This is a genomic window from Streptomyces sp. 71268 (assembly GCF_029392895.1).
Classification (GTDB): Bacteria; Actinomycetota; Actinomycetes; order Streptomycetales; family Streptomycetaceae; genus Streptomyces.
The window spans coordinates 5,063,130-5,087,536 of sequence record NZ_CP114200.1 but is presented as its reverse complement, the minus strand read 5'-3'; the positions used below and the strand labels follow the sequence as shown (position 1 = coordinate 5,087,536).

Sequence of the window (24,407 nt, the reverse complement as noted above, 5' to 3'; positions counted from 1 at the left end):
GGCCCTACCCCCAGGCCCCGGACGGGCGGTAACCGAACGCGGCCAACTCGTCCAGGCAGGTGACCGGCGCGTGCGGCACGACGCGGCCGTCGGCCGTCTCGATGAACACCTCGCTGGAGAGCACCCGCCCGTCGACCCCGTTGACCTCGCGCACGGATGTGACGCGGCGGCTGAGCGAGCCGCCGCTGGCGTAGTCGTTGCGGCGCTCGACGAAGACGACGAAGTTGACCGCGCCGGCGACCAGCATGTGGCTGGCCTCGATGGGCAGTCGTTCGTTCGCCTGGAGCGCGTAGGTGGCGATGCGGTTGAACACCTCGCTGGAACTGTTGGCGTGGATGGTGGAGAGCGAGCCGTCGTTGCCCTGCGACATCGCGTTGAGCATGGTGACGATCTCGTCACCGAGCACCTCGCCGACGATGACCCGGGAGGGGTTCATGCGCAGCGAGCGGCGCACCAGCTCGGCCATGCTGATCGTGCCCTGCCCCTCGGAGTTGGGCAGCCGCTCCTCGAACGCCACGACGTTGGGGTGCAGGTCGGGGAACTGGTCGAGGCCCAGCTCAAGCGCCCGTTCCACGGTGATCAGCCGCTCGCTGGGCGGGATCTCGTTGGCCAGCGCCCGCAACAGCGTGGTCTTCCCGGCGTTGGTGGCCCCGGCGATCATGATGTTCTTCCGCGCCCGCACCGCGCAGGCCAGGAAGTTGCCCAGCTCCGGGGTGAGCGTGCCGTTGCCCACCAGGTCGGCCATGAAGACCTTGCCGAGCCGCGCCCGGCGGATGGACAGCGCGGGCCGCCGGGTGACGTCCATGACGGCGGAGAGCCGGGAGCCGTCGGGCAGCCGCAGGTCGAGCTGGGGGTTGGCGGTGTCGAACGGCCGCGACGACAGGCCCGAGTACGCGCCGAGCACCTGGATCAGCTCGATCAGTTCCTCGTCGCTCTCGGCGACCGGCTCGCCCTGCTCCTCGCGGCCGTCCGCGTAGCCGATGAAGACCCGGTCGCAGCCGTTGATGTCGATGTTCTCGACCTCGGGGTCGTCGAGCAGCGGTTGCAGCCGGCCGACGCCGAACAGCGCGGCGTGTACGGCCGCCGCGTAGCTCTCCTCGCTCTCCGCGTCCAGCGGGGTGCGCCCGAGGTTGATCTCGGCGCGCGCGTAGTCCTCCAGGATCTGCGCGATGACGGCGCGCGCGTACTGCCGCTCGTCCTCGGGGGTCATCGGCGTGGCGCCGGCGACCTGGTCGATCCGGCGCTGCTCGGCGATCCGGTCGCCGGCCTCCTGCCGGAAGCGCTTGACGAGCTGGTGGTCGACGGTGCTCACCAGCCCGCTCCCCCTCCGGCCCCACCCGCACCACCGGCCGCACCGGGCCGCTGCTCGGGCTGAGCCGCACCACCGTCGTACGGGCTGCCGCCGTCGTACGGGGCGTTGGCACCGAGCGGGGCGTTGGCGCCGTACGAGGTCTGTGGGTCGTACGAGGACGAGGTCTGTGGGTCGTACGGGCCACTGCCGTCAGGCGCGGCCTGGCGTTCGTACGCGCCGCCGTCATACGGGCTCGCGCCGTCGTACGGGCTGCCGCCGTCGTACGTGGCGGGCGGCTGGGGCTCTGGCTGTGGCTGGGCCCGCCCGGGGCGCGGCATCTGGTGGATCTGCTGGGTGCGCTCGTTCTCGCGGGTCTGGTCGCGCGGCGGGCGCGGCTGTGCCGACCCCGCGCGCTGGTCCCGCTGCTCGTGCGGTGGCTGGGCGTGCCGTCCCGAGGGCTGCTCGCCGGTGCCCGAGGGGTTGCCGTGCCCGTGGTGCGGGGGCTGGGCACCCTGCGGGGGCTGGGCACCGGGGCCGGGGTGCGGGGCGTGGCCCGACTGGCCCGACTGGCCCGGGAGCGGCTGGGCCGGACGGCCGGCCTGGCCGGGTTGCGACGGGGCGGGCTGGGCGCCCGCCCGCGGTCCGGTGACCCGCCCCGCGCCGCCGACGCCACCGCGCGCCCCGCCGGGGGTGGACGCGCCGGCGGGCGCGCCGGCGAACGCCGCGCCGAACTGCTGGTGCAGGTCGCCGACGACCTTCCGCGCCGAGCGGATGAGCAGCGACTTGTCCAACCGCCCGCGCTTGCGCCCGGCCAACTGGTCCGCGCCAGAGGTGTCCCGCGCCACGACGCCCACCACGCGCGCCCCGGCCTGCGCCGCCACGAGCATGTCGTTGACCTGTCCGACGAGCCGGCTCGCGCTCCCCACGTCGGCCACCAGGAGCACGCCGATCAGCGGCGTTCCCAACTGCGCCGCGCCGCGCTGCCCGCCGTGCAGCCGGGCCGACAGCGCCGCGGCCCGGTCCCTGACCCGCGCGAGCTGCTCCGGCTCCGTACCGGCGACCAACAGCACGATCGACGCGTACGGGAACATCTCCACGGCCACCGCGTCCGCCCCGACCCGGCCGCAGTCGGCTATGACGTCGGCGGGCCCGTCGGGCGAGTCGCCGAGCCCGGCGAACGCGCGTCCCAACATCGGCCACAGCCCGGCCAGTCCGGCCGACTGCTCGGAGCTGCCGAGCCCCACGAGCACGTCGAGGCCGCCCAGCATGGGCTGCGCGTGGTCCCACAACTGATCGGGCACCAGGCCACGGCGGGCGGTGGCACCGATCGAGAGCATGCCGGTGTTCGGGTCCAGCGGCCCGCCGTGCGCCGCCGAACCCCGGTAGACGAGGTCCCCGCCGGCCGGGTCGACCTCGGCCAGGAGCACGCGCCGGGGCCAGACGGCCGCTATCGCGACGGCGGCCGTGGTGACCCCCGGCGAGCCCTTGTCCGCGGCGAGAGCGATGAGCGCCATATTTCTACGTTCCCTGTCCCCTGGCCCCGCGGTTCAGTTGCCGCTGTTGGTGGACAGCCGCACGACGGAGACCGCGCCGTTGGCCGCCGCCTGGGTGAGCGCGGGCGCCTCGTCCTGGTTCACCACGACCGCGACCGGCAGGTCCCCGCCGCCGATCCCGTCGTTGGTGCCGGTCACCGTGTCCACGGTCGCGCTGCGGACCAGCAGGGCGTCACCGCCGCCCGACTCGCCGCCGTCCCCCGAGGAACCGCCGGAGCCGCCCTTGGCGTCTCCCACCCGGTACGCGGCGACCACGTCGCCGGCCTTGAGGCCGCGCGGGTACTGCCCGTCCTTGAGCGAGAGCCCGACCACGACCTTGCCCTCGGGCAGGCCCTTCTTGTCGGTCAGCATCGAACCGACGAGAAGCGAGCCTTTCGTCAGGTCGGCGGCGGCCCGGTAATTGGACAGCGCATTCCGCTGTTCCCACTTCACGTAATCGATACCGGAATCCTCGGCAACCATCACGGATTCAATAGCGGAGTCCGGGATCGGCTTGCCCGCACTCACCTTCTCCGTAATCTTCACCACTTCAATACGATCACCGGCGCGCAACACCAGGACGGTCGCGCCCAACGCGCCCACCAGGATGAGGAGTACGGCGAGCGCGGCGAGCGCCGGTTTCCGTTCACGAGGCGCGGAAGGGAGCCTCTCCCCCGCTGGCTGACCGGGTGCGGTACCCCGGCCACTGCCCGCGCCCGTGCGCTCCTGAATCTTCACGCCACTGCCCCCGAAGTTATGTCCGTATTCAGGCATTTGCCCGCTACAGCCACTGTCGCACGCTTAAACCGCAGACTAAGAAGCTGTCAAGTCATCGCACCGTATCAGCAGCCTATAGCGGCCTCAAGGCGCGGCAGCGGCACTCGCCACTCCCTGGTCTCACCGTTATCCACACGCAAGGGAACCGTCGCCATTGCCGCGCGCATCCATGTCATCATCGGTGGCGTTTCTCATCGAACACCCACGGGAGTTACGTACGTTGAACACACAGACACGCTTCGGCGCAGGCATCGTGCTGCTCGTGGCCGCCTCGATGACGCTCACGGCATGCGGAGGTGACTCCGACTCAGGCTCCGACAGCAAGGACAAGATCAAGGGCGCCGAGAGCTCCTCAGCACCCGCGCCCGACACGGCCAGCCCAAGCTCAACCCCCATGGACGACGGAATCGACCGGCCGGAGATCAAGCTGCCGGCGGATGTGAAGAACGTCTTCGAGGACGGCAAGACGGGCGATCCGAAGAAGGACGCGGTGCTGGCGGACAGCGAGCGCGGGCTCAATGCGATGGACGAAGCCATCACCAGCGGTAACACGAAGCGGCCTGCGTTGAAGTTCTACTTCAAGGACATGGGCCTACTGTCGGCCCTTGAATACATCAAGTCCTACTATGACGCCGGGGTCACCTTCACCGGAACCACTCGCTACTACAACCGCAAGGTCACCTTCATGAAGGATGGCTCCGCGGTTGTCAACTACTGCTCAGACGAGACTAATTCTCACAGCGTCAACAAGAAGACCGGCAAGGTCAAGAAGAACGTGCCTGGCCCAGGAAACTTCGGCTATTACACAGAGAACCTCAAGAAGAACGACCTGGGAGTTTGGCAGACGACCAAGATCATGTCGACGGACGGGGGGAAGAAGTGCCCAGCCTGACGCATCAGATAAGGGTTAGCGGTACCGGTGTCATAGCTATCGCCGCCTTGGCAGTCACGTTGCCCACGGCAGCCCATGCGGAGGATGAGCAGGGTGGGCGTAGGCCAGCCGGCCGAGTCGGAAGCGTCAATCCCTCCGGCACCAACCAGAAGGTCGCCGTGGGCGTCGAGTCGTCGGGCGTGGAAGTTAATGTCAACGGCAGCAACGGGCAGGGAAAAAAGGGTACGCTGACCCCGCGGAATTCCAATTGGAAGCCGCCGGCCTGCTGGTACGAGCCGAGGATCACGCCCAAGGAGCTCAAGGGCACGATCGAGGGCCTGGAGAAGATGCCCGGCTTCTTCGGTATCGGGCCCACGTTCGCTCAGGTCTACAAGACCATCTTCCAGACCCACAAGTACGACGACTACAACATGAAGAAGCAGGGCAAGGGCCAATTCTGGGTAGCGGTCGTCAACGAGAACCGTAAGGACGAACCCGAGGCGCAGTCCTGTAACCGACTGCCCTTCTGGGTCGACGAGGGCGACACGCCGGACGAACCACTCGCCATCTCGACAAAGATCCTCGCCGAGTACGCCTACGACGAACTCCCCGTGCCGGACACGGACATCACCATGAACCCGTCCGGCAAGCAGACGGTCAACCTGGACACCTGGATCTGGCTCGACAAGTCAAGGTTCAAGCCCGTCTCCGCGACCGCCAGCCTGCCCAGCATCGGCCTCTCGGCCACCACCACGGCCAAGCCGGTCTCCCTCACCATCGAGCCCGGCACCCAGGACGCCAAGGTCCACCCCGCCTCGGGCGAATGCCGCATCGCCGCCGACGGCAGCATCGGCACCCCGTACAGCGACGACAGGAAGAACCAGGCTCCGCCGTGCGGCGTGACCTACCTCCGGGCCACCAACCAGACCGGCCCGCACCCGCTCAAGGCGACCGTCACCTGGGAGATCTACTGGACCAGCTCCGACGGCGACGGCGGCGCCCTGCCCACCGGCACCTACGGGGACACCACTGACGTGACCGTCGGCGAAGTGCAGTCCATCAACCGGTGACGCCGCGCCGCGAGCCGGCTACCGCCCACAGGGCGGCAACCGGCCGCGAACGTCCAGCGGGTGAGCGCCCGACGCGCTCACCCCGCGCCCTCGCCGCTACGAGGCGACCGGCCGCGACGGCGATGGCCCGTCCGCGTCGGCGGACGCGTCATCGTCGCCCTGCGCGCGCAACTCGGCGGCCATCGCGTCCGTACGCTCCCGCAGCGCGCGGACCCGCTCCAGCGCCTTGTCGTCCAGCGCCGCGGGGTCGGCCGGGATCACCGGCACGCCGGCCGCCTGCGCCGTGACCACCAGGCTGTAGGCGACGTCCGTCTGGTGCGCCAGGAGCGCGGTCGTGAACAGGTTGGCCCGCAGCGTCTTCTCACGGCCCAACGCGCCCTTGTACGTCACCTCGCAGGCGACGTTGACGCTGTCCAGCCGCTGCTCGCTGGCCTGCTCCAGGGCCGCGAGCACGACCGTGGCCAGGCCCTCGACCACCTTCGTCACCGCCCACTTGCGCCCCGGCAGCGGCGGCAGCACCTCACGGATGCGGTCCACCTCCGCGTCGAGGCCCTCGGTGGTCATGGCGTCGAACGCGTTGTGCAGCCGCAGCCCCGTGACCTTCTTCCACGGGATGTCCTCACCCTCGAAGCCGACCGACTCCGGCCCGAAGCGCAGCGCGCCGAGGCTGTCCAGGGCGCGCAGCGCCTTGGCGGTGATGGCGGGCACGCGCGGGTGCTGGCAGATGAGGGTACCCAGCGAGAACTCCCACTCCCGCTCGGCCGGCGCGGCCGGCGGCGGCAGCGCGCCGAGCACACCGAGCACCCACTCACCGGAGGCGTTCGCTCCGGTCCGTCGCGCGTCACTCCCCCGATTGACGACCTCCCGGCCGACGTTGGCCGCGGCCGAGGTCACCGCCTCACCCACGCCTCGTATGCGATCCCGTACCCCCACGGGTCCCCCTTCGCTGCTCCTACCGCATGTGCGCATGCCACCGCGCTCACGGACTGGCCTCGCCATCTTCGACCCGACTCGCGGGTACGGACCCCACCTCGCGTCCCGGACGACCGGGCGTACCAGACTCTGCGCACTCAATCCGCACATCTATACCACGCCAACAACGCTCGAGAGTTAGGACGCGACAGAGCTCGTAGAACCCCCCGAAGGGAAACAGCGGGGCACATAGCAAACCGACAGAGGTTCGTCATACGGAGACCGGAAACCCACCGGACACATTTCGCAAACCGGAGCGCGAGATGGTCACGCTCCTAAGACACGGCGATCCCGCGCACAGGCGCGAACCGCCTCCGCGATCGCCCCGAAGAGGAAGTATCCGGAGCAGCGGGGAGGCCGGTGATTGGCTGAACCGTACTGTGGAGGCCAAGCGAACCACGACCGGGTGGGCGTCGACGTTGAAACGGAACCAATGGGACGGAAAAGACCGAAGCGGGGCGGGCCTGACTGGCAGCGGCCTCCCCGGTCGAGCCACCTGATGGCGATCGAAGAAACGAGACGACGCGAACTGCACGCCCTGCGTATACGCCGGAAGCTGCCCCAGCGCAGGCTGATCCTCTGCCTCCTCGCCTTGGCGGTGCTGACGTGCTCGGTGTTCCTGTTCTTCTTCTGGATTCCCTCGCAGTCACTGGTCGATGACCTGCGATCGCGGGGCATTGTCGCGGCGGCTGAGGTCACCGACTCCCCCAAGGACCGGTTCGGGAGCGCGGGCAATGTCATGGTGCGCTTCGAGGGGCCCGACGGCCCCCTGCGCGAAGCCCTGAGCGAGTGGGGTGGCAAACGCCCCGAAGGCCTGCCCCAAGGCTCCGTTGTACGCGTCGTCTACGATCCCCACGACCCGAGTCGCGTGCTGACCCAGAAATGGGTCGACAGTCCCCCGACGCTCACGCTGCCCATGGTCGTGTGTCTCGTCCTGTGCCCACTCTTCCTGGCAGGCGCCATCGCCCTGACGCTACGGCGACGCACCCTACTGCGCCTCATCGACAGCACCTCGTGATCCCCAAAAGCCCGCGGTGACAGGCTTCCCGGCGCGGCGGCCTCGTCGCGACAGAGGGGTCACCCATCTACCTGCCCAGACATCACGGCACAAACGTTCTGAGGGGGCGACGCCCCTACGCACACTGATCGGCTACGAATAAGAGGTTGGACGTGTCGTCATTTTCTTTCGAGCTTCTGCCGTTCGCGCATCCGGACCGCGAAGGTTGGACAGGGCAGATCGGCGGCTACGGAATTGTCACTGTGCACCATGAGCTGACCAAGTCCCGCAAGGAGAGGACTGGTCAAGCGCGCCTTTACGGGGACGGTTTTCCTGACGGGCTCTTCCGTGGGCTGGGCCCCGGCAAGCCTTCGCTGGACGAGCCCTACATGTTCATAGGGGGCGAGCGGGTCGAGGTCACCTACAACGCCAGAGGGCTACGCCCCAGAGACCGAGCCCTGCGGCTGACGCAGGGCGAGCGCGGGTACACGTACACCTCTCTCGGCTTCGGGAAGTCAGCGGAGTTGCGTAGGGCCGATGTACGCGTTTCCGTCGGCCCGGGGCGGCGCGTCGAGGAGCCAACCAGTGGATTCGTGTGCGCCGGAGAGGTGAGTGGCCCAGCCGACGCCACAGATCTGGCCTTCGCGCTCCTCTTTGAGGCCGTGGACACCGCTTCCCTGACGCTCGGTGGGGCGCTGGTTTCCGCGCCGCTCAACTTCCTGCAGCGTCGCCCCGACGGCGGAGTCGTGTAGCGAGACGAGCGCGACCAGACGTGAATCACGGCGGAGAAGTGGCCCGCCCCGTTCGCGACAAAGAGTCAGCGTGCGGTCACGAGGGCGCGTCCGCCGAGGCGCGGTTCCGTTTCAGCTTCGGGCGACTCTCGCCCGGAGCCAATCGTCTACTGCCAGGCCGCTCGTCACCGACGCCAACTAGCGCGTGACCTGCCGTAGTTCCGCGTCACCAGATGGGCACAAGCCCAGACTCGACGGCCCTCTCTCCGTTCGCCTGTGACAGCATGCTGGTCATGAGCGTGGCCTACACATCCAGTCATCCGACCGGAACGGTTGCGCTGAACAAAGTATGGGGTGCGAGAACGGAAGGAGATCGCGGTGGCGTACGGCAAGGGCGCAGCCGGGCAGGAACCCGCGTTGCCCGCCGTCGACTGGGCGAATGTCGGCGAATTCACCATTGGCGGGGTAGAACGGCCCATTACGCCACACCGTAAGCGTGCCGTGCGTGGCCCACGCGCCATCCGCGTGCCCTCCGGCGGGAAGAACTACCGCGTGTACGCGCCGTGTGCCTACTGCGCACCGCCTTCGGTGTCCACTCCGCCCGGCGTCACCGGCCCCTGTCTGTACGAGGACGAGGCGGCCGAGCGGCTGCTCTGCTCCCTGAACGACGTCGGGGAGTCGGACGGAGAGCGGCGGCACCAGGTCAGGGATGGCCACGGTGAGCTTATCGGCTCCATCACCCGCATTCCTCCGTCAAAGCGCATGTTCAAACACACCTGGCGCATTGAGCAGGTCGGCCAACCCGAGATCGTCGGTCGCAATCAGTGGGCCAGCGGTGACACCAAGAACATCGTGGAGAACGGCGTCAGCAAGGTCGTCTTCGGCGCTCTCAAATCGGCCGTGACGTCCTTGGGCGCAGAGGAAAGCGACCACCACGATTCCCGTGAGCGGACGCTCGAATGGCGAGCAGAGGGAAACGTGGTCATGGTCTCGCAGGGCAGTAAGTGGGTGACCGTCAAGGCCGGCTGGGTCGACCGTCGACTGGCGTTCGCGTTCGCTCTACTGGGCGACCGTTAGCGCTGCCGCCGACGCGACGCCCTCGGCGAGGTCGGGGCTTCCCGGCGCGGAGGGCACTCGCTGACTCCTTGAGCACGTGCAGGAACGAACACGGGGGTGCGCATCGTGCGCAATGTCAATCCGGGAGATCTGGAACAACTGGCCAAGCTCATCGACGGTAAAGGCGGCGTCGGTGATCGACTCCGCGAAGCCTTTACCCGAGCTTCCACACTGGGAGTGACCGACAGGCTGACCGCTCTCAAGCCCATGACGTCGTGGGTCAACCATGCGGGAACGGATCTCCGCAAACGCGCTGCGATCGCCCGCTTGGAAGACGGCGACCCCGAGGCCGGCCTGCGGTGGGCCGGCTTCACTGACGAGGATCTCAAGAAATACAAGGGCGAGGGTCTTACGCCCGATGTCCTGCTGCTCGCCAACTCCGTCGCGTCCAGTCAGGATCCTCAGGCCAAGGTTTTCGAGCGACAGTCCAACGAGTCGCTGGCTGACTGGCTGGACCGTATCAAGGCACACGCCGTGGGCAAGATTCCCGGACTCGCCCCACACGAGGCCACGATCCAGACCATGATCGGCCTGTATGGCGACTGGATGTCGGTGAGTGGCACCACCGCCGTGGTCACCATTCAGTCGGCGGCCCTCACCAAGGTGTTGGTGGGTAACTCCTTGGCCAAGGGACCCTTGCGGACCTGGAAGACCCGCATTGGCGTCGCGATGCGTGGCAGCGGCAATGCCCGCATCCAGCAGTGGGGCGGCAACCTGATCCGGATGAAACTCCCGATGCGTTCGCTGAGCGCACCGGGAAGTTGGCTGCCGAGCAAGCTGACACAGTTCGCGAACCGTGTTCCAGGAACGTCCGGAATGATCGCTGACCGCACAGGTCAGGCTTTCGACGCGGCGCGGCGGTTGCCGTTCATGAGGTCGCCGATATGGCGCGGACTCACCGCCAACAAGGCCATCAACGCCATCGTCGGCTCCGACACGTTGGCGGCCCGGTTCGGCGGGCTCACGCATTCTGGGCAGCCCGTCGCGCGAGCTGCCAACGCGAGCCTGTACAAGGTCACGAAGAACATCGCCACTCGAGGTCGGGCCGTTGGATGGTCGCGCAGTACCGCCCTACTCAAGGGGCTGGCCGGGGCCGGGAAGGTGTCGGGCGCGCTCCGCGGCCTCGGCCTGGTCGGCGGTGTCGCCTCCACGGGCTTCAGCGCGGCGAACGTCATTTCGCAGGGAAACCCGGTCAAGGCGTTCCAGAGAAACGGCGCCGGTTACGTCGCGGATGTCGCAGAAGTTGGTTTCCATGCCTCGTTGACAGCGTCCATGGTGGCACCCAACCCGTACACGATCGGAGCAGCCGTCGTCTTCGGCGGAATCTACGTCGGTGCGAAGGTCGTCGAGCACTGGGACGACATCAAAAGCGGGGCGACCAAGGCAGTGGCGTGGACAGGCAACAAGGCCAAGGAACTAGGCTCGGCCGCCGTCAACAAGGGGAAGAGCGTCGCCAAGAAACTCAATCCGAAGAACTGGTTCTGACGCCCTGGCCATCGCGGGCCCTACCCGTAGGAAGTAGGGCCCGTCTCGGCTTGGCCCACGCCGACCCCGCCGCCGCACCCACCGCGGCACTTCAGGTGCGAGCCCACCCGGCCCATGACCGACGCGACTCCTCTGACCAGCGGAGTCGCGCCCGTCGTCGGCGGCCAACGATACGCGGGGGAACCCTTCTCGGGGCGCTTGGAAGAGGTCGTAACCCCCGTTACGGCGCCGCGGCCAGCTCGTGCTTGTCGGGCAGGAGGTCGGTGATGCGTTCCCATACCCGGCCAGGTGACACACGCACGAGCTTCAGCGCGCTGTCCGGTCCCACCTGTCCCTCCAGAATGGGTTCCTCGGGCTTCTCGCGCACCCAGTATCCGCGGGGACCGCAGTCCCATACGGCGAGTGCGCGCACCATCGCCGACCGCTCACCCTCGTGCTCACCGTCCCACACGGAGGTGATGCGCCACATGGAGTTCATACTCAGGATGAGTTCGCTCAGCGCCTCGGACTCGACGGCCGGCAAACCCCCAACCCTCGTCAGGGCTTCACGCGTCAACTCACCCGCCTTGGCCTCGTCCCCCTCGGCCTCCTCCAGCGCGCTGAACGCCGCGTCAAGCGCGCCCATGGTGGTTTCGACGCTGGCGACCTTGAAGTCCTCCGCGTCGCCACGCATGAGGTTCACCATGCGGGCGAGTTCCCAGACGATCGTGGTGCCGTCGATCGGCACGTACTCGGACTCCTCTTCGCCGGGCCAGCCGTCGTGCACGAAGACGTCGTCCTGGCCCACGATGATGCCGTGGTTCAACGTGCCGTGTTCGCCGGTGACCTCCGCTGTGATGAGCACCGTGGGGTTGGCCATGGCGGTGAGCAAGGGCGCGAGCGCCGGGGCGAGTTCGCCCTCCTCCCCCACCAGGCCGATGCCCTGCAACTCGGTCAGGGAGTCCCACAGTTCCTCGACCGGCGTTTCGCCGTCGACGAGGTGCGCGAAGACGGCCATGTGTCGGTCCGCCAGCCGGAAGCGCGCCCTGGAGCTGTCGTAGGAAGGCATTTCTCTCACTTCTCCCGGTGAACTCGGCAAGCTGGCCGACTCACTTGTCCTTGGGCTTCCTTGCTTCTTCAGCGCTCTTGTCGCACTCAGTCGCCATTTCGCGCAATTTGGTGGCAACTGTCCCGCATTTCGTGTGCCACGTCTTCAGGTCACCGCGCACCTTGTCGGCATTGGGGCCCGCCCACTTCTTCATCTGGTCGGTGCTGTGTGTCTTCGGCCTCTTGACCAGTGAATCAATGTGGTCGGCCAGCGACCGGAGTTGCGTCGCCCGCTTGGTCAGGTTCTCGATTTCCGGGTCGGCCATGCTGCTCTCCCCCTATCACACGACCTCTTCAGCATAGCCTCACACCTTGTCGCTCGGATCAGGGCCACATAGCTCTGAGTGGACATTGCATCAGGTCCGTTACAAGGGACGATGCCGGTTACACCATGGTCAGGCGGTGCGATAGCGTCCAGGCGTGCGGACGGAACGTCCGTCTGCTTCTGTCATACGGGGAGGATCGCTATGTCCGGTGACATGGACCGCGGTGCAAGTCTTGAGAAGCTCAAGTCGCTCTACGAAGACTTCGACAAGAAGGCGGGCGAGCTCGCCGCCCTCGTCAAGGCACTGAACACCAAGACGACCGGTAGCGAGAGCTACTGGAAGGGTCCGAAGGCGAACAGCTTCCGTGACGAGTGGGCCAACGTGAAGCCGACGTTCGACAAGTTCGTGGAAACGCTTCACAGTGCCAGCAAGTCGGCCAAGACGAGCCACGACAACATCGAGCGCGCTACCTGAGCCGCGCGCTGCTGGACGGCGCTATGGCCAGAGTGTCTGGGGCGTTCACCTCACGGGTGGACGCCCCAGTCGCATGTCCACGTAATCACAGCGTATTTGGCTGCGTGGTGACGAGCGGCTACTCGTCCACAACCCCCTGTATGGGCATCATTCCGCCGCCTCGTATCAGCAGGCCGCTGCCGGGGGCACCGGTGTTGCTATTGGCCGGCAACCGAATATTGAACAATTCACCGTCGGAGGAGCTCTGCGGCGTCAGAAGGACACCGTTGCGTGTCTTCCGGGCCTCCGTCACAAAGCCGCGGTACTGCGATGACAGGGTGTCAGTCGTGCCCGCCGCCACCAGGCCGTGGTCTCCGTCCATTCCGCTGCGGAGGACTGCCTCCAGCGCATCGTCCAAGGGCTCGTCGTACAACAGCTCGGCGTCATCGATCAGCACGACATAGGGACCGTTGGCCCTGCCGGTGAGTTCCTCCAGGTCCTCGGCCTTGGCATCCGAGCCGAGCAGGCCCAAGACGCCGGGTTGGCCTTCCAGTTCGCGTAGCGGCGAGCGACGGGGCGTGATCAGGATGATGGGGGTGCGCTGATGTAGGAGAGAGCGGGCCGCTCCGAGGAGCATGGCCGAGCGACCCGACTTCGGTGGCCCGGCGATGACGATGCCGGGGCCCGTCTCACGCAGGTCGACGCCGACTGGCTGGAGCTCGTCACCCCCCACACCCAGCAGCGTCCACAACGGGGATGGTGCGGCGAACTCGGGATCGAGCGCGAACGCCTCCCGTGCGGTGATGCGGGTCGGAAGAGCATCGACCCGCATCGGCCGCAGCGACCTGGGGAGACGAGGCTGGCGCGCGGTGGCCTCGGCGCCGATCCGACGCAGCGCGGCGACCTGTGCCTGTCCGGACGGGTCCGGATCGAGCAGTCCCAACTGCGTCTCCTCCACGCCGTTGTCGGCGAGTCGCAGGGCGCGTCCCGACGGCATGTGCTTGGGGACGTCCTTGGCACGGAATCCGGCGGTGGAGTAGTCGCTCGGGTCAGCGAGGCGGAGCACGAGGCGCTCTCCGAACACCGATGCCACCTGGCCCGTCAGACCGCTGCGGTCGGCGGTCATGACGACCCGTAGGCCGACAGCGGCACCCTCGCGGAAGATGCGCTGCATGGCTTCGATGAGCTGCCCGTAGTTGTAGCTTTCGAACGTCGAAACGAACCCCTCCCACGCGTCCAACAGCAGGACCATCCAGGGCAGTCGCTCTGCTGGGTCGGCTGTGGCCCGCTGCTCTGCAGCGCTGGAGGCGCCTTGCAGGGCGAGCATCTGCTGACGCTTGGAGATCTCGGCAAGCAGGCGGTCGATCAGGCGGCGGACCCGGTCTGGTTGGTCGCGGGTGACGACGGCACCCACGTGAGGCAGTCCCACGAGCGGGAGGAGGGCGTTGGAGCCACAGTCCACCGCGTAGACGTGCACGTCTGCCGGTGATGTGCTGCGGGCCAGCGACCCGGCGAGGGTTCGCAACGCGGTGGAGCGGCCGGAGCGGGGGCCGCCCACCAGCAGCGTGTGGTCTCCGTCCACCAGGTCCAGCGCGAACGCCGCCCGGGCCTGTGCTGCCGGCAGGTCTGTGAGGCCGAAGGGGGCGGGGCTGACATCGGCACCTGCCTCTCCCGTAGCGGTGCCGGGCAGTTCGTCCAAGGTGACGAGGTCGGGCAGCGGCGGCAGCCACGGGCTTCGTGGGGGTGCGAAACCCATGGATTCGGCCCCGGCCCGTACGGCGTCGACCAGCACGGCGAGGTCGGTGACCATGGTGCCGTCGTCGTCCGCCTCCACGGGTTTTGGCATCGGACGTCCGTACGCTGTCCACGCGAGAGCGTGCAGCGTGGCTTTGGGGCCGACCTGGCCCGTGCTGGGGCGCCGACCGCCGATGCGTGCGGACTGCACGCCGACCAGCGACTGGGCCCCGGACCGCACGTAGGCGCGGCCTGGTGTGGACTTGGATATGGCGCCCGCGTCCGGAGCGTCGATGACGTCCGAGGACTCGGAGCCGTCGGTGACGCGCAGCGCGATCCGCAGGTTGGTGTTGGCGCGGATGTCGGCGCTGACCACGCCGGCGGGCCGTTGGGTGGCGAGGACCAGGTGCACGCCCAGCGAGCGGCCTCGACGGGCGATGTCCACCAGGCCCGCGATGAAGTCCGGAAGTTCGGCGACCAGCGAGGCGAACTCGTCGATCACGAGGACGAGTCGGGGCATCGGCTCCAGTTCCGGCTGGAGCTTGCGGGTGTCGTTGTAGTCCTCGATGTCCTTGGTCCCTGTGTTGAACAGGATCTCCTCGCGTCGGTGCAGTTCGGCGGCCAGGGACGCCAGCGCACGCTCGGTGAGGTGGGCGTCGAGGTCGCTGACCATGCCGACGGTGTGCGGCAGCCGGGCGCAGTCCATGAACGCACTGCCGCCCTTGTAGTCGATCAGGACGTAGTTGAGGGCGTCCGGCCGGTTGGCCACGGCGAGGGAGGCGATGATCGTCTGGAGGAGTTCGGACTTTCCGGCGCCGGTGGTGCCAGCGACCAGTGCGTGTGGTCCGTCGCGACGGATGTCCAGCACGAAGGGCCCGTCGGCGGCGATGCCGATGGGGGCCTGTGTGGTCGCGCCTCCGGAGCGCCAGACGCGTTCGATGTCCGCGCCGGTGGGGTCCGGCATGCCGAGCAGGGCCAGCAACCGGGCGGCGGTGGGCAACGAACTGTCGGCGTCGTCGCGGCTCACGTCACGTACGGGGGCGAGGGAGCGAGCCATCAGTTCGCACCACTCCAGCGTCACCTGGTCGACGAGCACCGGGCCGAGGGACTCGAGTCCTGACCCGCGCAGGTAGGCACGGGTGGCGGACTCCGCTGACCAGGACAGCGCCGTGCTGCACTCCTCGGGGAGCAGTCGCTCATCAGCATCGAGACACAACGCGAAGATCCCGTGGCGCGGCCCCTCCTGGAGGAGCTGAGGCACGCCAGGCATGCGGCGCAACAGGCGGGCGCCGTCAAGGAGGACGAGTACGTACGGGTCGGGGCGCAGGGCGCCGGTGGCGCTGTGGTGCTGGCTGGCGGCCTTGCGTCGCTCCAGTTCGTTGAGCAGCTCACCCACACGGCGGGCCACCGTCTCCGAGTCCGAGCCGAGCAGGGCGACGCAGTCCTGACCCTGTTGCGGCGCGGTGTGGGGGAGCCAGTGCGCCCAGCTCCAGTCCGCCCCGGCAGTCGGGCTGTCGCAGAGCACCACGAGGGACAGGTCGCGCGGGCTGTGCAGGGAAGTGGCCTGGACGGCGAGCCACCGCGCCGTACTCAACGCCCGCGCCCGGTCACCGGCTATGCCGACGACACCGAGTTCGGTGTAGGCCAGGGGGACGGGCACGTCGGTGATGACAGGAGGCTCCGGCCTCTCGTCGTCGTAGCCACCGCCGCGTGCCATCACCAACTCGATGTCGGCGGGCTGGTCCGCGACACCAAGTCGCAACTGCATGACGTCGGGATCTGTGATCCGGCGCTCCCACAGTCTGCGCCGCGGACCTGTGGCGAAGAGGAGTACCTCAGCGGGGTCGGGGTGCGCGATGCGCCGGTTGCGCTGGTCTTGCTTGCCCACCTCGCGGAGTCGCACGGCGTGCTCGGCCATCTCGGCCTTGTACTGCTTCATCGACTTGCGGTGCTGCTTGCGCCCGTACCGCGCGTCACTCACCCACTGGCTGATCATCATCAGGGGGCTCATCAGGCAGAACAGGAGCATGTAGATCTGCTTGGTGACGAAATACATGATCAGCCCGAAGGCCAGCGGTACGAGCGAGGAAAGGATCTGGAAGCGGGTGGTCTCTCCCTTGCCCGGCAGCGCGGGCACCACCAGGCGGGCACGCGGCCGCAACGGTGACAGTCGGGGCGGGCGGTTGTACGCGAGGCCCCCTTCGCCGGTCGCGGCCAGGTGAGCGTCGGGCTCGGCCGGCTCGTCGAGCACGAAGAGCGAATCGCCGGTTCGCAGCATGCCGCCGCGGGGCCACTCCGTCTCGCGCTCTACCGGCTCATCGTCCAGGAGCACGGGCACGTCGGGGTGTGGGGCGACGAGCACTGTGCCGTCGGCGTGGACCGTGACCCTGACCGCCGTCGGTGGCAGTTCGGGATCGGCCACCGGCAGTGTGCAGGACGCGTGCGTACCGATGGTCGCCACACCCGCTCCCAGCCGCACCACGCGGCCCGCCCCGGGTCCCCCTGCCACTCGCAGTTCATAGCGCCCACTCGGCTCCCCCGCCCGCATCAGCGGCCCGACCGTGTCGTCGACGGAGACCCGCATGCCGTCGCGGAGGACGGACTTGGCGCTCTCGGTGGGGTGGCACGCGCGGCCGTCCGCCCACAGGGTCGGGCCGGTGGACTGTGCGTCCGGGCGGTCCTTGGCGCTCCAGGTGAGGGGGACGACCGCGCCGGGAGGTGTCCGCGGGCCGGGCGGGCGGGGGGTATCGGTCGTGTTCGCCAGTACCGCGGCGATGTCGGCCACCGTGGCCGAGTCGTCGGCCGTGACCAGCACGTCCTGGGGTTCGGCCCCCGCCCGCACAGCCGTCACCAGGACACGCATGGCTGCCTTCCTCCCCGCCCGCGGCGTTGCGTGGCTCTCAAGTCGTTCGTCCCGAGGCTATCTGTTGGGTGTCTCATCGAACGGATGGCCTGTGGATAACTCGGCGCCGCGTGCGATGTGCGCGGTATGCCCTTGATTGCCAGGGGACTTCGCGGCGCGTGGACGTCATGGGTCTCCACGGCGGGCGGGCGGCCCGTGGTTCCGTACGGCACGGTTCCGCACCTCGTGGGTGCGTACGGCGGGGTCCCGTACCGCGTGGTTGCGTACGGCGGAGGCCCGTACGGCGTGTGATGTGGGCCGGGCGGGAGGCGGGTGGGGTGCGCGGGGCGCTGGGTGCGGGGGCTCGGTCTCGGGGCTACGCCTGGTGTTGCAGGGCGAGTGCGCTGGCCAGGGCCGTCAGGAACGCCTCGGGGGCGCGGGTGGGGATGTTCAGGCCCTCGCCGCGCCGAGTGGCGATGGTGACGCTGTCCATGCCCATCGGTACGGCCCAGCCGCCGCCCACCAGTCGGGGCGGGCGTTGGCCCGCCCGGTGGGCCGTGTTGGCCGCGGCGAACGGGCGCCCCGGGGGCTGCTGGGCGCGGTGCAGGGCGGCGGTGACGGAGGCCGGGTCGAGGTCGGTGAGGGCGAGGCGTTCGCGGCCGACCCGCAGGGTGGTGTGGTCCAGGTCGATGCGGTTGTAGAAGTACTTGGAGACCGGGACGCTGGTGAACGCGAGGAGCAGGAGCAGGAAAAGCGCCGAGACCGCGAGCCATGGCCCCAGGTCCTCCGGGAGCGAGTCCACGCCCATCCAGGCGACACCCGCGACGTAGAGGGTGACGCAGATCAGGGACCAGACCTTCGAAGGGCGCTCGCGATACATGGCGTTGATCATCCGAGACGGGTTCCGCGTCTGGCAAGCGCTCGCCCACCGCCGGCGCGATGAGTCGAACCACACCGGCCGCCCCACCGGCCCGTACGGCCCCGGGACCGCCCCGGCCTCGCGCCGCACGGCCCGGCGTACCCGCGCGGCGCACCTGCCACCTCGTACGCCCCGCCCACCTCGTACGCCCCGCGCGCCCGCGCGCACGGCCTGCTGACGGCGGTGCCGCGTACGGCAGTTACCGCACCTGGCGGTGACCGCGCGCGCCGGGCGGCGCGTACGACGGGGAAGAGCGAAGGCGCGGCTGGACGGTGGGGGGGTCGGCCGAGAACCGTCCGCCCCGGCTGAACGCCGTCAGGCCGGGAGGGCTGTCTCCAGGAAGGGTTCGACCGCGCGCCGCCAGCCCTCGGGCTGGTCGTAGTGGACGAGGTGGCCGGCGTCCGCCACCTCCGCGTATATGCCGCGGGGCAGTACGCGCACCATTTCCTGGGCCTCCGCCCGGCCCAGGTCGCCGTCCAGGCCGCGCACGACCAGGGTCGGGCACTGGACGTGGGCGAGGTCCTCCCAGTGGGCGTCGTGCACCCAGGTCTCGCGGGCCGTCAGCATCTGGCGGCGGGAGAAGACCGGGCGCCAGCCGTCGGTGCGCTCGGCCATCACCTCGGCGAAGAACTCGCCCCGGGTCGGGCGCGGGCGCTCCAGCCAGGGGTCGCCCTCGCCGAACCACTTGCGGACGTCGGCCAGCGTGGCGAAGGGAACCGGCCAGGACTTGAACCACTCCGACCACTCGCGCTGCGAGGCCGCGCCCAGTGCGGATGCCCGCATGTCGCAGATGACCAGGGCGCGCACGAGGTCGGGGCGGCGGGCGGCGAGCTGCCACGCCGTCAGGGCGCCCATGGAGTGCCCGATCAGGGTGACCGGGGCGAGGCCGAGCTGCTCGACGGCGGCCTCCGCGTCCGCCACGTACGCCTCGCGCGTGAACGGGCCGCCGGAGGGCTTCTCGCTGCGGCCGTGGCCCCGCTGGTCGAGCGCGACCGCGCGGTACCGGGTGGAGAGCCAGCGTGCGGTCTCCGCCCAGTGCGCACCGCGGCCCATCAGCCCGTGCAGCAACAACACCCCGGGGACCTGCTCGCCGGCCCTGCCGCTGACCGCCTTGGGCGGATCGGCATACTCCCAGGCGGCGAGCCGCACCCCGCCAGCTCCGGTCACGTCCGTGCGCCGCACCATGTGTCCTGGCACCTCCATCCCTCCCTAGACCAGCTCCACAGTATCGAACTCGTATTCGAACAAGCGGGGGTCAACGGCAATACCCCTCGTTCGAGTGACCGGCCTCGGGGATTGTTCGCCGTCCCCGAGGGGAGACAGCTACACGGGGGCGGACTGCTCGGGGAAGGGAGTCCGCCGCGGCGCACCTTGGGAGCTCGGGGCTCCAGGTCGCCACTGGGGAACGGGGAGGCAGGGCCCCGGCGGCCACGGCAGCCGGGGCCCTTGTGTCGCGCAGCTCGCGGCGCGCGGCCCATGGCGTACGGGCGCGCCACCCACGACCTTGACGGGCCCATCGGCCCCCCTCCTCAGCCCCGGTAGATACCGGGGCCCGTGTGCCCGCATCCCCGGTTCTCAACGCAACTCCGCGCATATGCGTCAGCGACAGCGTTGCACGCCGGGCGCCCGGGCGCGCGGTTTCCCCCAACTCCGGCGCGGAAAAACCGCGTTGCCGCAGGAGGTCGTCACGGCCGGCGCACGGGGCCGGAAGCGTACGACGCGCCCCCGGCGCGGGCCACGCGCGCCGCGCCCCGCGCGCCGACTCGTCGCGCCCGCCCTCGCTCCCCCAACCTCACAGGGCGATACAGCCAGGGCGGCGACCACACGGCCGGAAATCACACCGTCGGCGACCCCGCCCGCCAGCGCCCCCGAGACCGACCACACGGGCGTGGCGCCGTCCCCCACTGTGGGGGACGGCGCCACGGTGATCCGAAAAGCCACCCGGAAGCCGTCCGAAAGCGATCCAGACGCGATCCGAAAGCGAGCCAGGAGCGATCAGAAGACGGACCGACGACGGTCCACGGACGATCCGGAACACGCACGAGAACGCGGTCCGAGGACGGTCGCGCGAAAGCGGGCCGAAGAGTCCGGGAGAAGGGCCCGGAAGGCGGTTGTTCCGGAGGGCGGTGCCAGCGAGTGCTAGCGCTTGGCCACGAAGACGTGCGACGCGATGGCGGACTCCAGCTCCGCCGCCTCACCGCTGCTGCCGATCATGACGCCCCCGGCCGACTCGGTCACGCTGACCACCGCGCCGGGCTGCACTCCAGCCCGCCGCAGCGTGTACATGAGCTGGGCGTCCGTCTGGATGGGCTCGCCGATGCGACGCACCACGACGGTCTTGCCCTCCGCGCCCGGCTCCAGCTCCAGCAGGCTCACCATGCTGGAGTCCAGGAACGGATCGGCCTCGGCCGGCTCGCCCAGCTCCTCCAGGCCGGGGATGGGGTTGCCGTACGGCGACTCGGTGGGGTGCCGCAGCAGCTCAAGCACACGCCGCTCCACCGCCTCGCTCATCACGTGCTCCCAGCGGCACGCCTCGGCGTGCACCTGCTCCCACTCCAAGCCGATGACGTCGACGAGCAGGCACTCGGCGAGCCGGTGCTTGCGCATGACGCGCGTCGCCAGCCGGCGCCCCTCGTCGGTCAGCTCCAGGTGCCGGTCGCCGGCCACGGTCACCAGGCCGTCGCGCTCCATTCGCGCCACCGTCTGGCTGACCGTGGGGCCGCTCTGGTCGAGCCGCTCCGCGATCCGAGCGCGCATCGGGACCACGCCTTCTTCTTCGAGCTCCAAGATGGTGCGGAGATACATCTCCGTCGTATCGATCAAACCGGACATGTGCGTGCCCCTCGATGTGTCGTGCGGTGGCCCTGGACTCAATTCTGACGCATCCCACTGACAACCGGGACTCGCGCGCGTGATCGGCTGGTGTTCGACCGAGTACGGCGTATTGACAGGGCACTGGTCCAGACCGCAACGTGATCCGCGCCACGCACACCACGGACACGACAGCACAGGCCGGAGAAGCGGGCGCAGCCGTGCGCGCTCCGGAGCGAAAACACCCGAATAACGAAAGAAAAACGAAGGAAAGGGCCCCTCGTCGATGAGCGAGAGCACGCGGTCAGTCCCTGCCCCCCTGGCCGAGCGGTACCTCGACGCGGCCATCGCGCTGCTACGCGCCGTACGGGACGAGGAAGCCGGGCCCATCGCCGAGGCGGGCACGATGATCGCGGACACCGTACAGGCGGGCGGGCGGCTCTTCGCCTTCGGCGCCGGGCACTCCTCGCTGCCCGCCCAGGACGTCGTGTACCGCGCGGGTGGGCTCGCGCTGATGAACCTGCTCCAGGTGCCCGGCGTGATCGGCGTCGACGTGCGGCCGGCCACCCTCGGCAGCGCGCTGGAGCGGGTGAACGGGCTGGCCGGTGTGGTCCTGGACACCAGCCCCGCCGTGGCCGGCGACCTGCTGGTGATCATCTCGCTGTCCGGTCGGAACTCGCTGCCCGTGGAGATGGCGATGAACGCCCGGGCGCTCGGCCTGAAGGTGATCGGCGTGACGTCGGTGGCGTACGCGTCGGAGACCAAGTCGCGGCACGCGTCGGGGACCTTCCTGAAGGACCACTGCGACCTCGTCCTCGACAGCAAGATCGCGGTCGGCGACGCCGAGTTGACCGCCGACGGCGTCGCCGCACCGTTCGCGCCGGCGTCGACGGTGGTGACCAGCGCCGTGATGCAGGCGGTCCTGGCGTCGGCGGCCGGCGAGTTGGCCACGCGCGGCATCAATCCGCCGCTGCTGCGCTCGGGCAACGTCGACGGGGGCCACGAGTGGAACGGGCGCGTGATGGCCGAGTACGGGGACCGGATCTTCTACCGGCACTGAGGTTCCACCGGCCCCGATCCGCACGCCCCGTACGCCCAGCCGGCCCGCTTGCCCCGGCCCACCCCGATCCACCCTGGCCACGGCAGCCCCGACCGGGCCCGGTCAGCCCGCCCCGACCTGACCCGACCCGGCCAAGCGCCCAGCACCCAGCACCCAGCACCCAGCACCCAGCACCCAGCACCCAGCACCCAGCACCCAGCGTCAGCGCAACCGCTGGGCCAGGTCGATCGCCGCGGCGACGCGGACCGCCACGTCCTCCGCGTACGCCGCGTCGGCGCGGTCGAAGGCGCGGCGGCTGGCGCCGCGCAGGAAGGAGGCCACGCCCAGGGTGCGGCCCCGGCTGCGGAGTACCGCGCACAGGCCGTGCACCGTGCCGCTCGGCCACTTGCGCGCCGCCGCCCACTGGGTGCTGATCTCCTCGTCGGCGCGGCTCGCGCTGGCGCGCACGGAGCCGCCGCGGTCGGCGGCCTGGAGCGCGGGGTGGCCCGCCGCGTACGCCACCGGGATGCCGTCGGTGGTGCCGGCGGGGGCGTTGGGGCCGATGCCGGTGGCGGCTCCGGCGGGGGCGGCCACCGCGCGGACGAGCACGATCGGCGACCGCTCCGGCAACGCCGAGCCGGCGGCCTCGGGGTCCCCGGCCGACGACCGGCCGGCCCCCGTCCCGTCCGCGCCCGCGCCCGGCTGCCCCGGCCGGCCCGGTGACGGCTCGCGGACGAGGTCGATCAGGGCGTGGTCGGCGAAGCCGGCGAGAGCGAAGTCGAGGTAGACGGTGGCCGCCTCGAACGGGTCCTCGCACTCGGCGGCGGCCCGCGCGGCGCGGTGCAGTTGGTTGCTCCGGAAGCGCGTCCTGGCCCCCTCCTGCTCGGCCCGCTTGGCCTCCGTCACGTCGCGGAAGATCCAGGCCACGCCGAGTGGGACCGCCTCCTCCGTGAGCGGCGAGGCCAGCCGTAGGAAGCCGCTGCGCCAACAGCGGCGCGGGGGCGGCTGGCCGAGGTCGGCGCCCTCGCCACGGACGGTCACCCAGATCTCGGTCGGCTCGGGCGGCGCGCCCTCCGCGAGCACGTGCTGGAAGGCGCTCTCCACCTCTTCCACGCCCTGGTCGAGGAGTTCCCCGAGCGGGCGGCCGAGCAGCGTGGCGCGGCCCGCGCCCAGCGAGCGCGCCGCGTGGCCGTTGACGACCGCGGGGCGCAGGTCGGCGTCGACCATGACCACGCCCCAGGACGCGTCCTCGAACAGCGCCTCGCTCAGCGCGATGGAGCGCTCCAGGTCGATCTGGGTGTGCACCTCGCTGAAGGCGCAGTACACGCCGGCGGCCTCGCCGTCCGCGCCGGGCACGGCGGCGGACTGGGTGCGGACCAGGACCCGGCCGCCGTCCTTGGTCAGCAGCGCGAACTCGTGCACCTGGCGGCCCTGTGCCCGCATCGCGCCCAGGAGCAGCGCCTCGACCTCGGCCGCGTCGGCCGCGCGTACCGCCCAGCCGGCCAGGCCGCGCCGGCCGACCGCCTCGTCGGCGGACCAGCCGAGCATGCGTTCCGCCTCCCGGTTCCAGTGGGTGACGGTGCCGTCGGCGTCGAACGCGCACAGCGCGGCGTCCATGCCGTCGAGCAGAGCGGCGAGCAGGTCGGAGTCGTCCCGGTCGGCCGGGCAGTCGGGGCCGACGCCCCGTGGGTCGGCGCCGGACGGGTCGGGTGCCGGGTGGCCGGCGGGGTCGACGGCGTCGGGCGCGGGTGGGGAACCCGAGGAACGGGCGGGCTCGGAGCGTGGCGAAGCGGTCACCGGTCACCCCCTGCTGGTCGTGCTGAACGGGCGGGACGTGGCTCTCGGTCGGAAAGATCCGTAGGGATCCGTGGAGGTCTGTAAGGAACTGAGGAACTGGAAGAACCGAGGATCTGGGTGTTCGAGTATCCGAGGCGTGCCGTGCGGGCCGGAAGCGGCCCAACGACGGGTGGGGCGGGTGCGGCAGGCCGTGCGCGCGCGACAGCCACACGCCGAGATATTCAACTCGAACGTGACGCGCACCACACCACCTTCCGCGAAATCGTTGCCTGCCGGAAATTCGGTTGTGAGGCCGCGGAGGGGTTCTTAGGCTTGAGGTACACGAGAAGGGAGGTGGTTCGGCCGATGTACGAAATCCGGACGCGTGAGGTGACTGCGGGCTAGCGCCCGACGTCGCATCTCGCCTTCCCCCGACTCCGCGACGCGGAGCCCGGCGGGAACAGGCCGCGTAACGCCGGACGCGCACACGCAAGCTGTGTGCGGCTGGCCAATCCCAAGCAGTCACCCGACCCGCGAGTCGCCGGTACGTCCGACCGGCCCCGACGCGCCGCCAGGCGCTCCGGGAAGCGACTCGCGGGTCGTCTGTTTTCCAGGGGCTCCCCAGCAGACCCCCGTCCC

The 24,407-nt window shown here is 69.8% G+C and carries 18 protein-coding genes and 1 pseudogene; 8 read left to right on the top strand and 11 right to left on the bottom strand.

Features of this window, described 5'->3' with window-relative positions; translation table 11 throughout:
- Window positions 1–4 precede the first annotated feature (4 nt).
- The 3 genes and pseudogenes from OYE22_RS20135 to OYE22_RS20125 all read right to left on the bottom strand — a co-directional run bounded on the left by OYE22_RS20135 (window position 5) and on the right by OYE22_RS20125 (window position 3,561).
- Window positions 5–1,312: an ATPase, T2SS/T4P/T4SS family gene (locus OYE22_RS20135; protein WP_277321714.1), complete on the bottom strand. Its 1,308-nt coding sequence runs from the start codon at window positions 1,310–1,312 to the stop codon at window positions 5–7.
- A gap of 692 nt (window positions 1,313–2,004) precedes the next feature.
- Window positions 2,005–2,805, bottom strand: a pseudogene (locus tag OYE22_RS33455) (hypothetical protein); the annotation flags it as partial.
- Between the two features lie 33 nt (window positions 2,806–2,838).
- Window positions 2,839–3,561, bottom strand: coding sequence for a hypothetical protein (locus OYE22_RS20125; RefSeq protein WP_277321712.1), 723 nt, complete (start codon window positions 3,559–3,561; stop codon window positions 2,839–2,841).
- Between the two features lie 220 nt (window positions 3,562–3,781).
- On the opposite strand from OYE22_RS20125, the gene OYE22_RS20120 reads away from it, so the two are divergent.
- On the top strand, window positions 3,782–4,492 hold the full coding sequence (locus OYE22_RS20120) for a hypothetical protein (RefSeq protein ID WP_277321711.1): 711 nt from the start codon (window positions 3,782–3,784) through the stop codon (window positions 4,490–4,492).
- 158 nt (window positions 4,493–4,650) lie between these two features.
- Window positions 4,651–5,541: a hypothetical protein gene (locus OYE22_RS20115; protein WP_277321710.1), complete on the top strand. Its 891-nt coding sequence runs from the start codon at window positions 4,651–4,653 to the stop codon at window positions 5,539–5,541.
- Window positions 5,542–5,637: 96 nt separating this feature from the next.
- On the opposite strand, the gene OYE22_RS20110 is transcribed toward OYE22_RS20115, so the two are convergent.
- Window positions 5,638–6,447 carry a hypothetical protein gene (locus tag OYE22_RS20110; protein ID WP_277321709.1) on the bottom strand — a complete coding sequence of 270 codons (810 nt, stop codon included), beginning with the start codon at window positions 6,445–6,447 and terminating at the stop codon, window positions 5,638–5,640.
- 565 nt (window positions 6,448–7,012) lie between these two features.
- On the opposite strand from OYE22_RS20110, the gene OYE22_RS20105 reads away from it, so the two are divergent.
- From OYE22_RS20105 to OYE22_RS20090, 4 genes are all read left to right on the top strand, one after another.
- Complete coding sequence (locus tag OYE22_RS20105; protein ID WP_277321708.1) at window positions 7,013–7,531, top strand: DUF3592 domain-containing protein; 519 nt, start codon at window positions 7,013–7,015, stop codon at window positions 7,529–7,531.
- Between the two features lie 146 nt (window positions 7,532–7,677).
- Window positions 7,678–8,262, top strand: a complete 585-nt coding sequence (locus OYE22_RS20100) for a hypothetical protein (RefSeq protein ID WP_277321707.1) — start codon at window positions 7,678–7,680, stop codon at window positions 8,260–8,262.
- Window positions 8,263–8,619: 357 nt separating this feature from the next.
- Window positions 8,620–9,318, top strand: coding sequence for a hypothetical protein (locus OYE22_RS20095; protein ID WP_277321706.1), 699 nt, complete (start codon window positions 8,620–8,622; stop codon window positions 9,316–9,318).
- Between the two features lie 105 nt (window positions 9,319–9,423).
- Complete coding sequence (locus tag OYE22_RS20090) at window positions 9,424–10,842, top strand: PE-PGRS family protein (protein ID WP_277324224.1); 1,419 nt, start codon at window positions 9,424–9,426, stop codon at window positions 10,840–10,842.
- Between the two features lie 220 nt (window positions 10,843–11,062).
- Here OYE22_RS20090 and OYE22_RS20085 read toward each other — a convergent pair whose 3' ends face one another.
- Together OYE22_RS20085 and OYE22_RS20080 are read right to left on the bottom strand one after the other, a co-directional pair.
- Window positions 11,063–11,890, bottom strand: coding sequence for a hypothetical protein (locus tag OYE22_RS20085; protein WP_277321705.1), 828 nt, complete (start codon window positions 11,888–11,890; stop codon window positions 11,063–11,065).
- Between the two features lie 40 nt (window positions 11,891–11,930).
- On the bottom strand, window positions 11,931–12,194 hold the full coding sequence (locus tag OYE22_RS20080) for a hypothetical protein (RefSeq protein WP_277321704.1): 264 nt from the start codon (window positions 12,192–12,194) through the stop codon (window positions 11,931–11,933).
- Between the two features lie 201 nt (window positions 12,195–12,395).
- On the opposite strand from OYE22_RS20080, the gene OYE22_RS20075 reads away from it, so the two are divergent.
- A complete protein-coding gene (locus tag OYE22_RS20075; protein WP_277321703.1) occupies window positions 12,396–12,668 on the top strand; it encodes a WXG100 family type VII secretion target in 273 nt (90 codons plus the stop codon).
- A 118-nt stretch (window positions 12,669–12,786) separates the two neighbouring features.
- Here the strand turns inward: OYE22_RS20075 and OYE22_RS20070 are convergent, their stop codons facing one another.
- The 4 genes from OYE22_RS20070 to OYE22_RS20055 form a co-directional block, all read right to left on the bottom strand.
- Window positions 12,787–17,244, bottom strand: coding sequence for an FtsK/SpoIIIE domain-containing protein (locus OYE22_RS20070; RefSeq protein ID WP_277321702.1), 4,458 nt, complete (start codon window positions 17,242–17,244; stop codon window positions 12,787–12,789).
- A 355-nt stretch (window positions 17,245–17,599) separates the two neighbouring features.
- The gene (locus OYE22_RS20065; protein WP_277321701.1) at window positions 17,600–18,103 is read right to left on the bottom strand and encodes a hypothetical protein; all 504 of its coding nucleotides are present in this window, start codon (window positions 18,101–18,103) and stop codon (window positions 17,600–17,602) included.
- 354 nt (window positions 18,104–18,457) lie between these two features.
- On the bottom strand, window positions 18,458–19,327 hold the full coding sequence (locus OYE22_RS20060; RefSeq protein WP_277321700.1) for an alpha/beta hydrolase: 870 nt from the start codon (window positions 19,325–19,327) through the stop codon (window positions 18,458–18,460).
- A 954-nt stretch (window positions 19,328–20,281) separates the two neighbouring features.
- Window positions 20,282–20,974, bottom strand: a complete 693-nt coding sequence (locus OYE22_RS20055) for a metal-dependent transcriptional regulator (RefSeq protein ID WP_277321699.1) — start codon at window positions 20,972–20,974, stop codon at window positions 20,282–20,284.
- 265 nt (window positions 20,975–21,239) lie between these two features.
- Between OYE22_RS20055 and OYE22_RS20050 the strand changes: the two genes are divergently transcribed.
- Window positions 21,240–22,013, top strand: a complete 774-nt coding sequence (locus OYE22_RS20050) for an SIS domain-containing protein (RefSeq protein WP_277321698.1) — start codon at window positions 21,240–21,242, stop codon at window positions 22,011–22,013.
- Window positions 22,014–22,214: 201 nt separating this feature from the next.
- Here OYE22_RS20050 and OYE22_RS20045 read toward each other — a convergent pair whose 3' ends face one another.
- Window positions 22,215–23,633, bottom strand: coding sequence for a PAS domain-containing protein (locus OYE22_RS20045; protein ID WP_277324223.1), 1,419 nt, complete (start codon window positions 23,631–23,633; stop codon window positions 22,215–22,217).
- Between the last annotated feature and the right edge of the window lie 774 nt (window positions 23,634–24,407).

Bases quoted from the DNA above. Each gene is read 5' to 3' on its own strand.
- OYE22_RS20105 (WP_277321708.1), top strand. From the start codon at position 7,013: ATGGCGATCGAAGAAACGAGACGACGCGAACTGCACGCCCTGCGTATA.
- OYE22_RS20085 (WP_277321705.1), bottom strand. From the start codon at position 11,890: ATGCCTTCCTACGACAGCTCCAGGGCGCGCTTCCGGCTGGCGGACCGA.
- OYE22_RS20080 (WP_277321704.1), bottom strand. From the start codon at position 12,194: ATGGCCGACCCGGAAATCGAGAACCTGACCAAGCGGGCGACGCAACTC.
- OYE22_RS20075 (WP_277321703.1), top strand. From the start codon at position 12,396: ATGTCCGGTGACATGGACCGCGGTGCAAGTCTTGAGAAGCTCAAGTCG.
- OYE22_RS20070 (WP_277321702.1), bottom strand. From the start codon at position 17,244: ATGCGTGTCCTGGTGACGGCTGTGCGGGCGGGGGCCGAACCCCAGGAC.
- OYE22_RS20065 (WP_277321701.1), bottom strand. From the start codon at position 18,103: ATGTATCGCGAGCGCCCTTCGAAGGTCTGGTCCCTGATCTGCGTCACC.
- OYE22_RS20060 (WP_277321700.1), bottom strand. From the start codon at position 19,327: ATGGTGCGGCGCACGGACGTGACCGGAGCTGGCGGGGTGCGGCTCGCC.
- OYE22_RS20055 (WP_277321699.1), bottom strand. From the start codon at position 20,974: ATGTCCGGTTTGATCGATACGACGGAGATGTATCTCCGCACCATCTTG.
- OYE22_RS20050 (WP_277321698.1), top strand. From the start codon at position 21,240: ATGAGCGAGAGCACGCGGTCAGTCCCTGCCCCCCTGGCCGAGCGGTAC.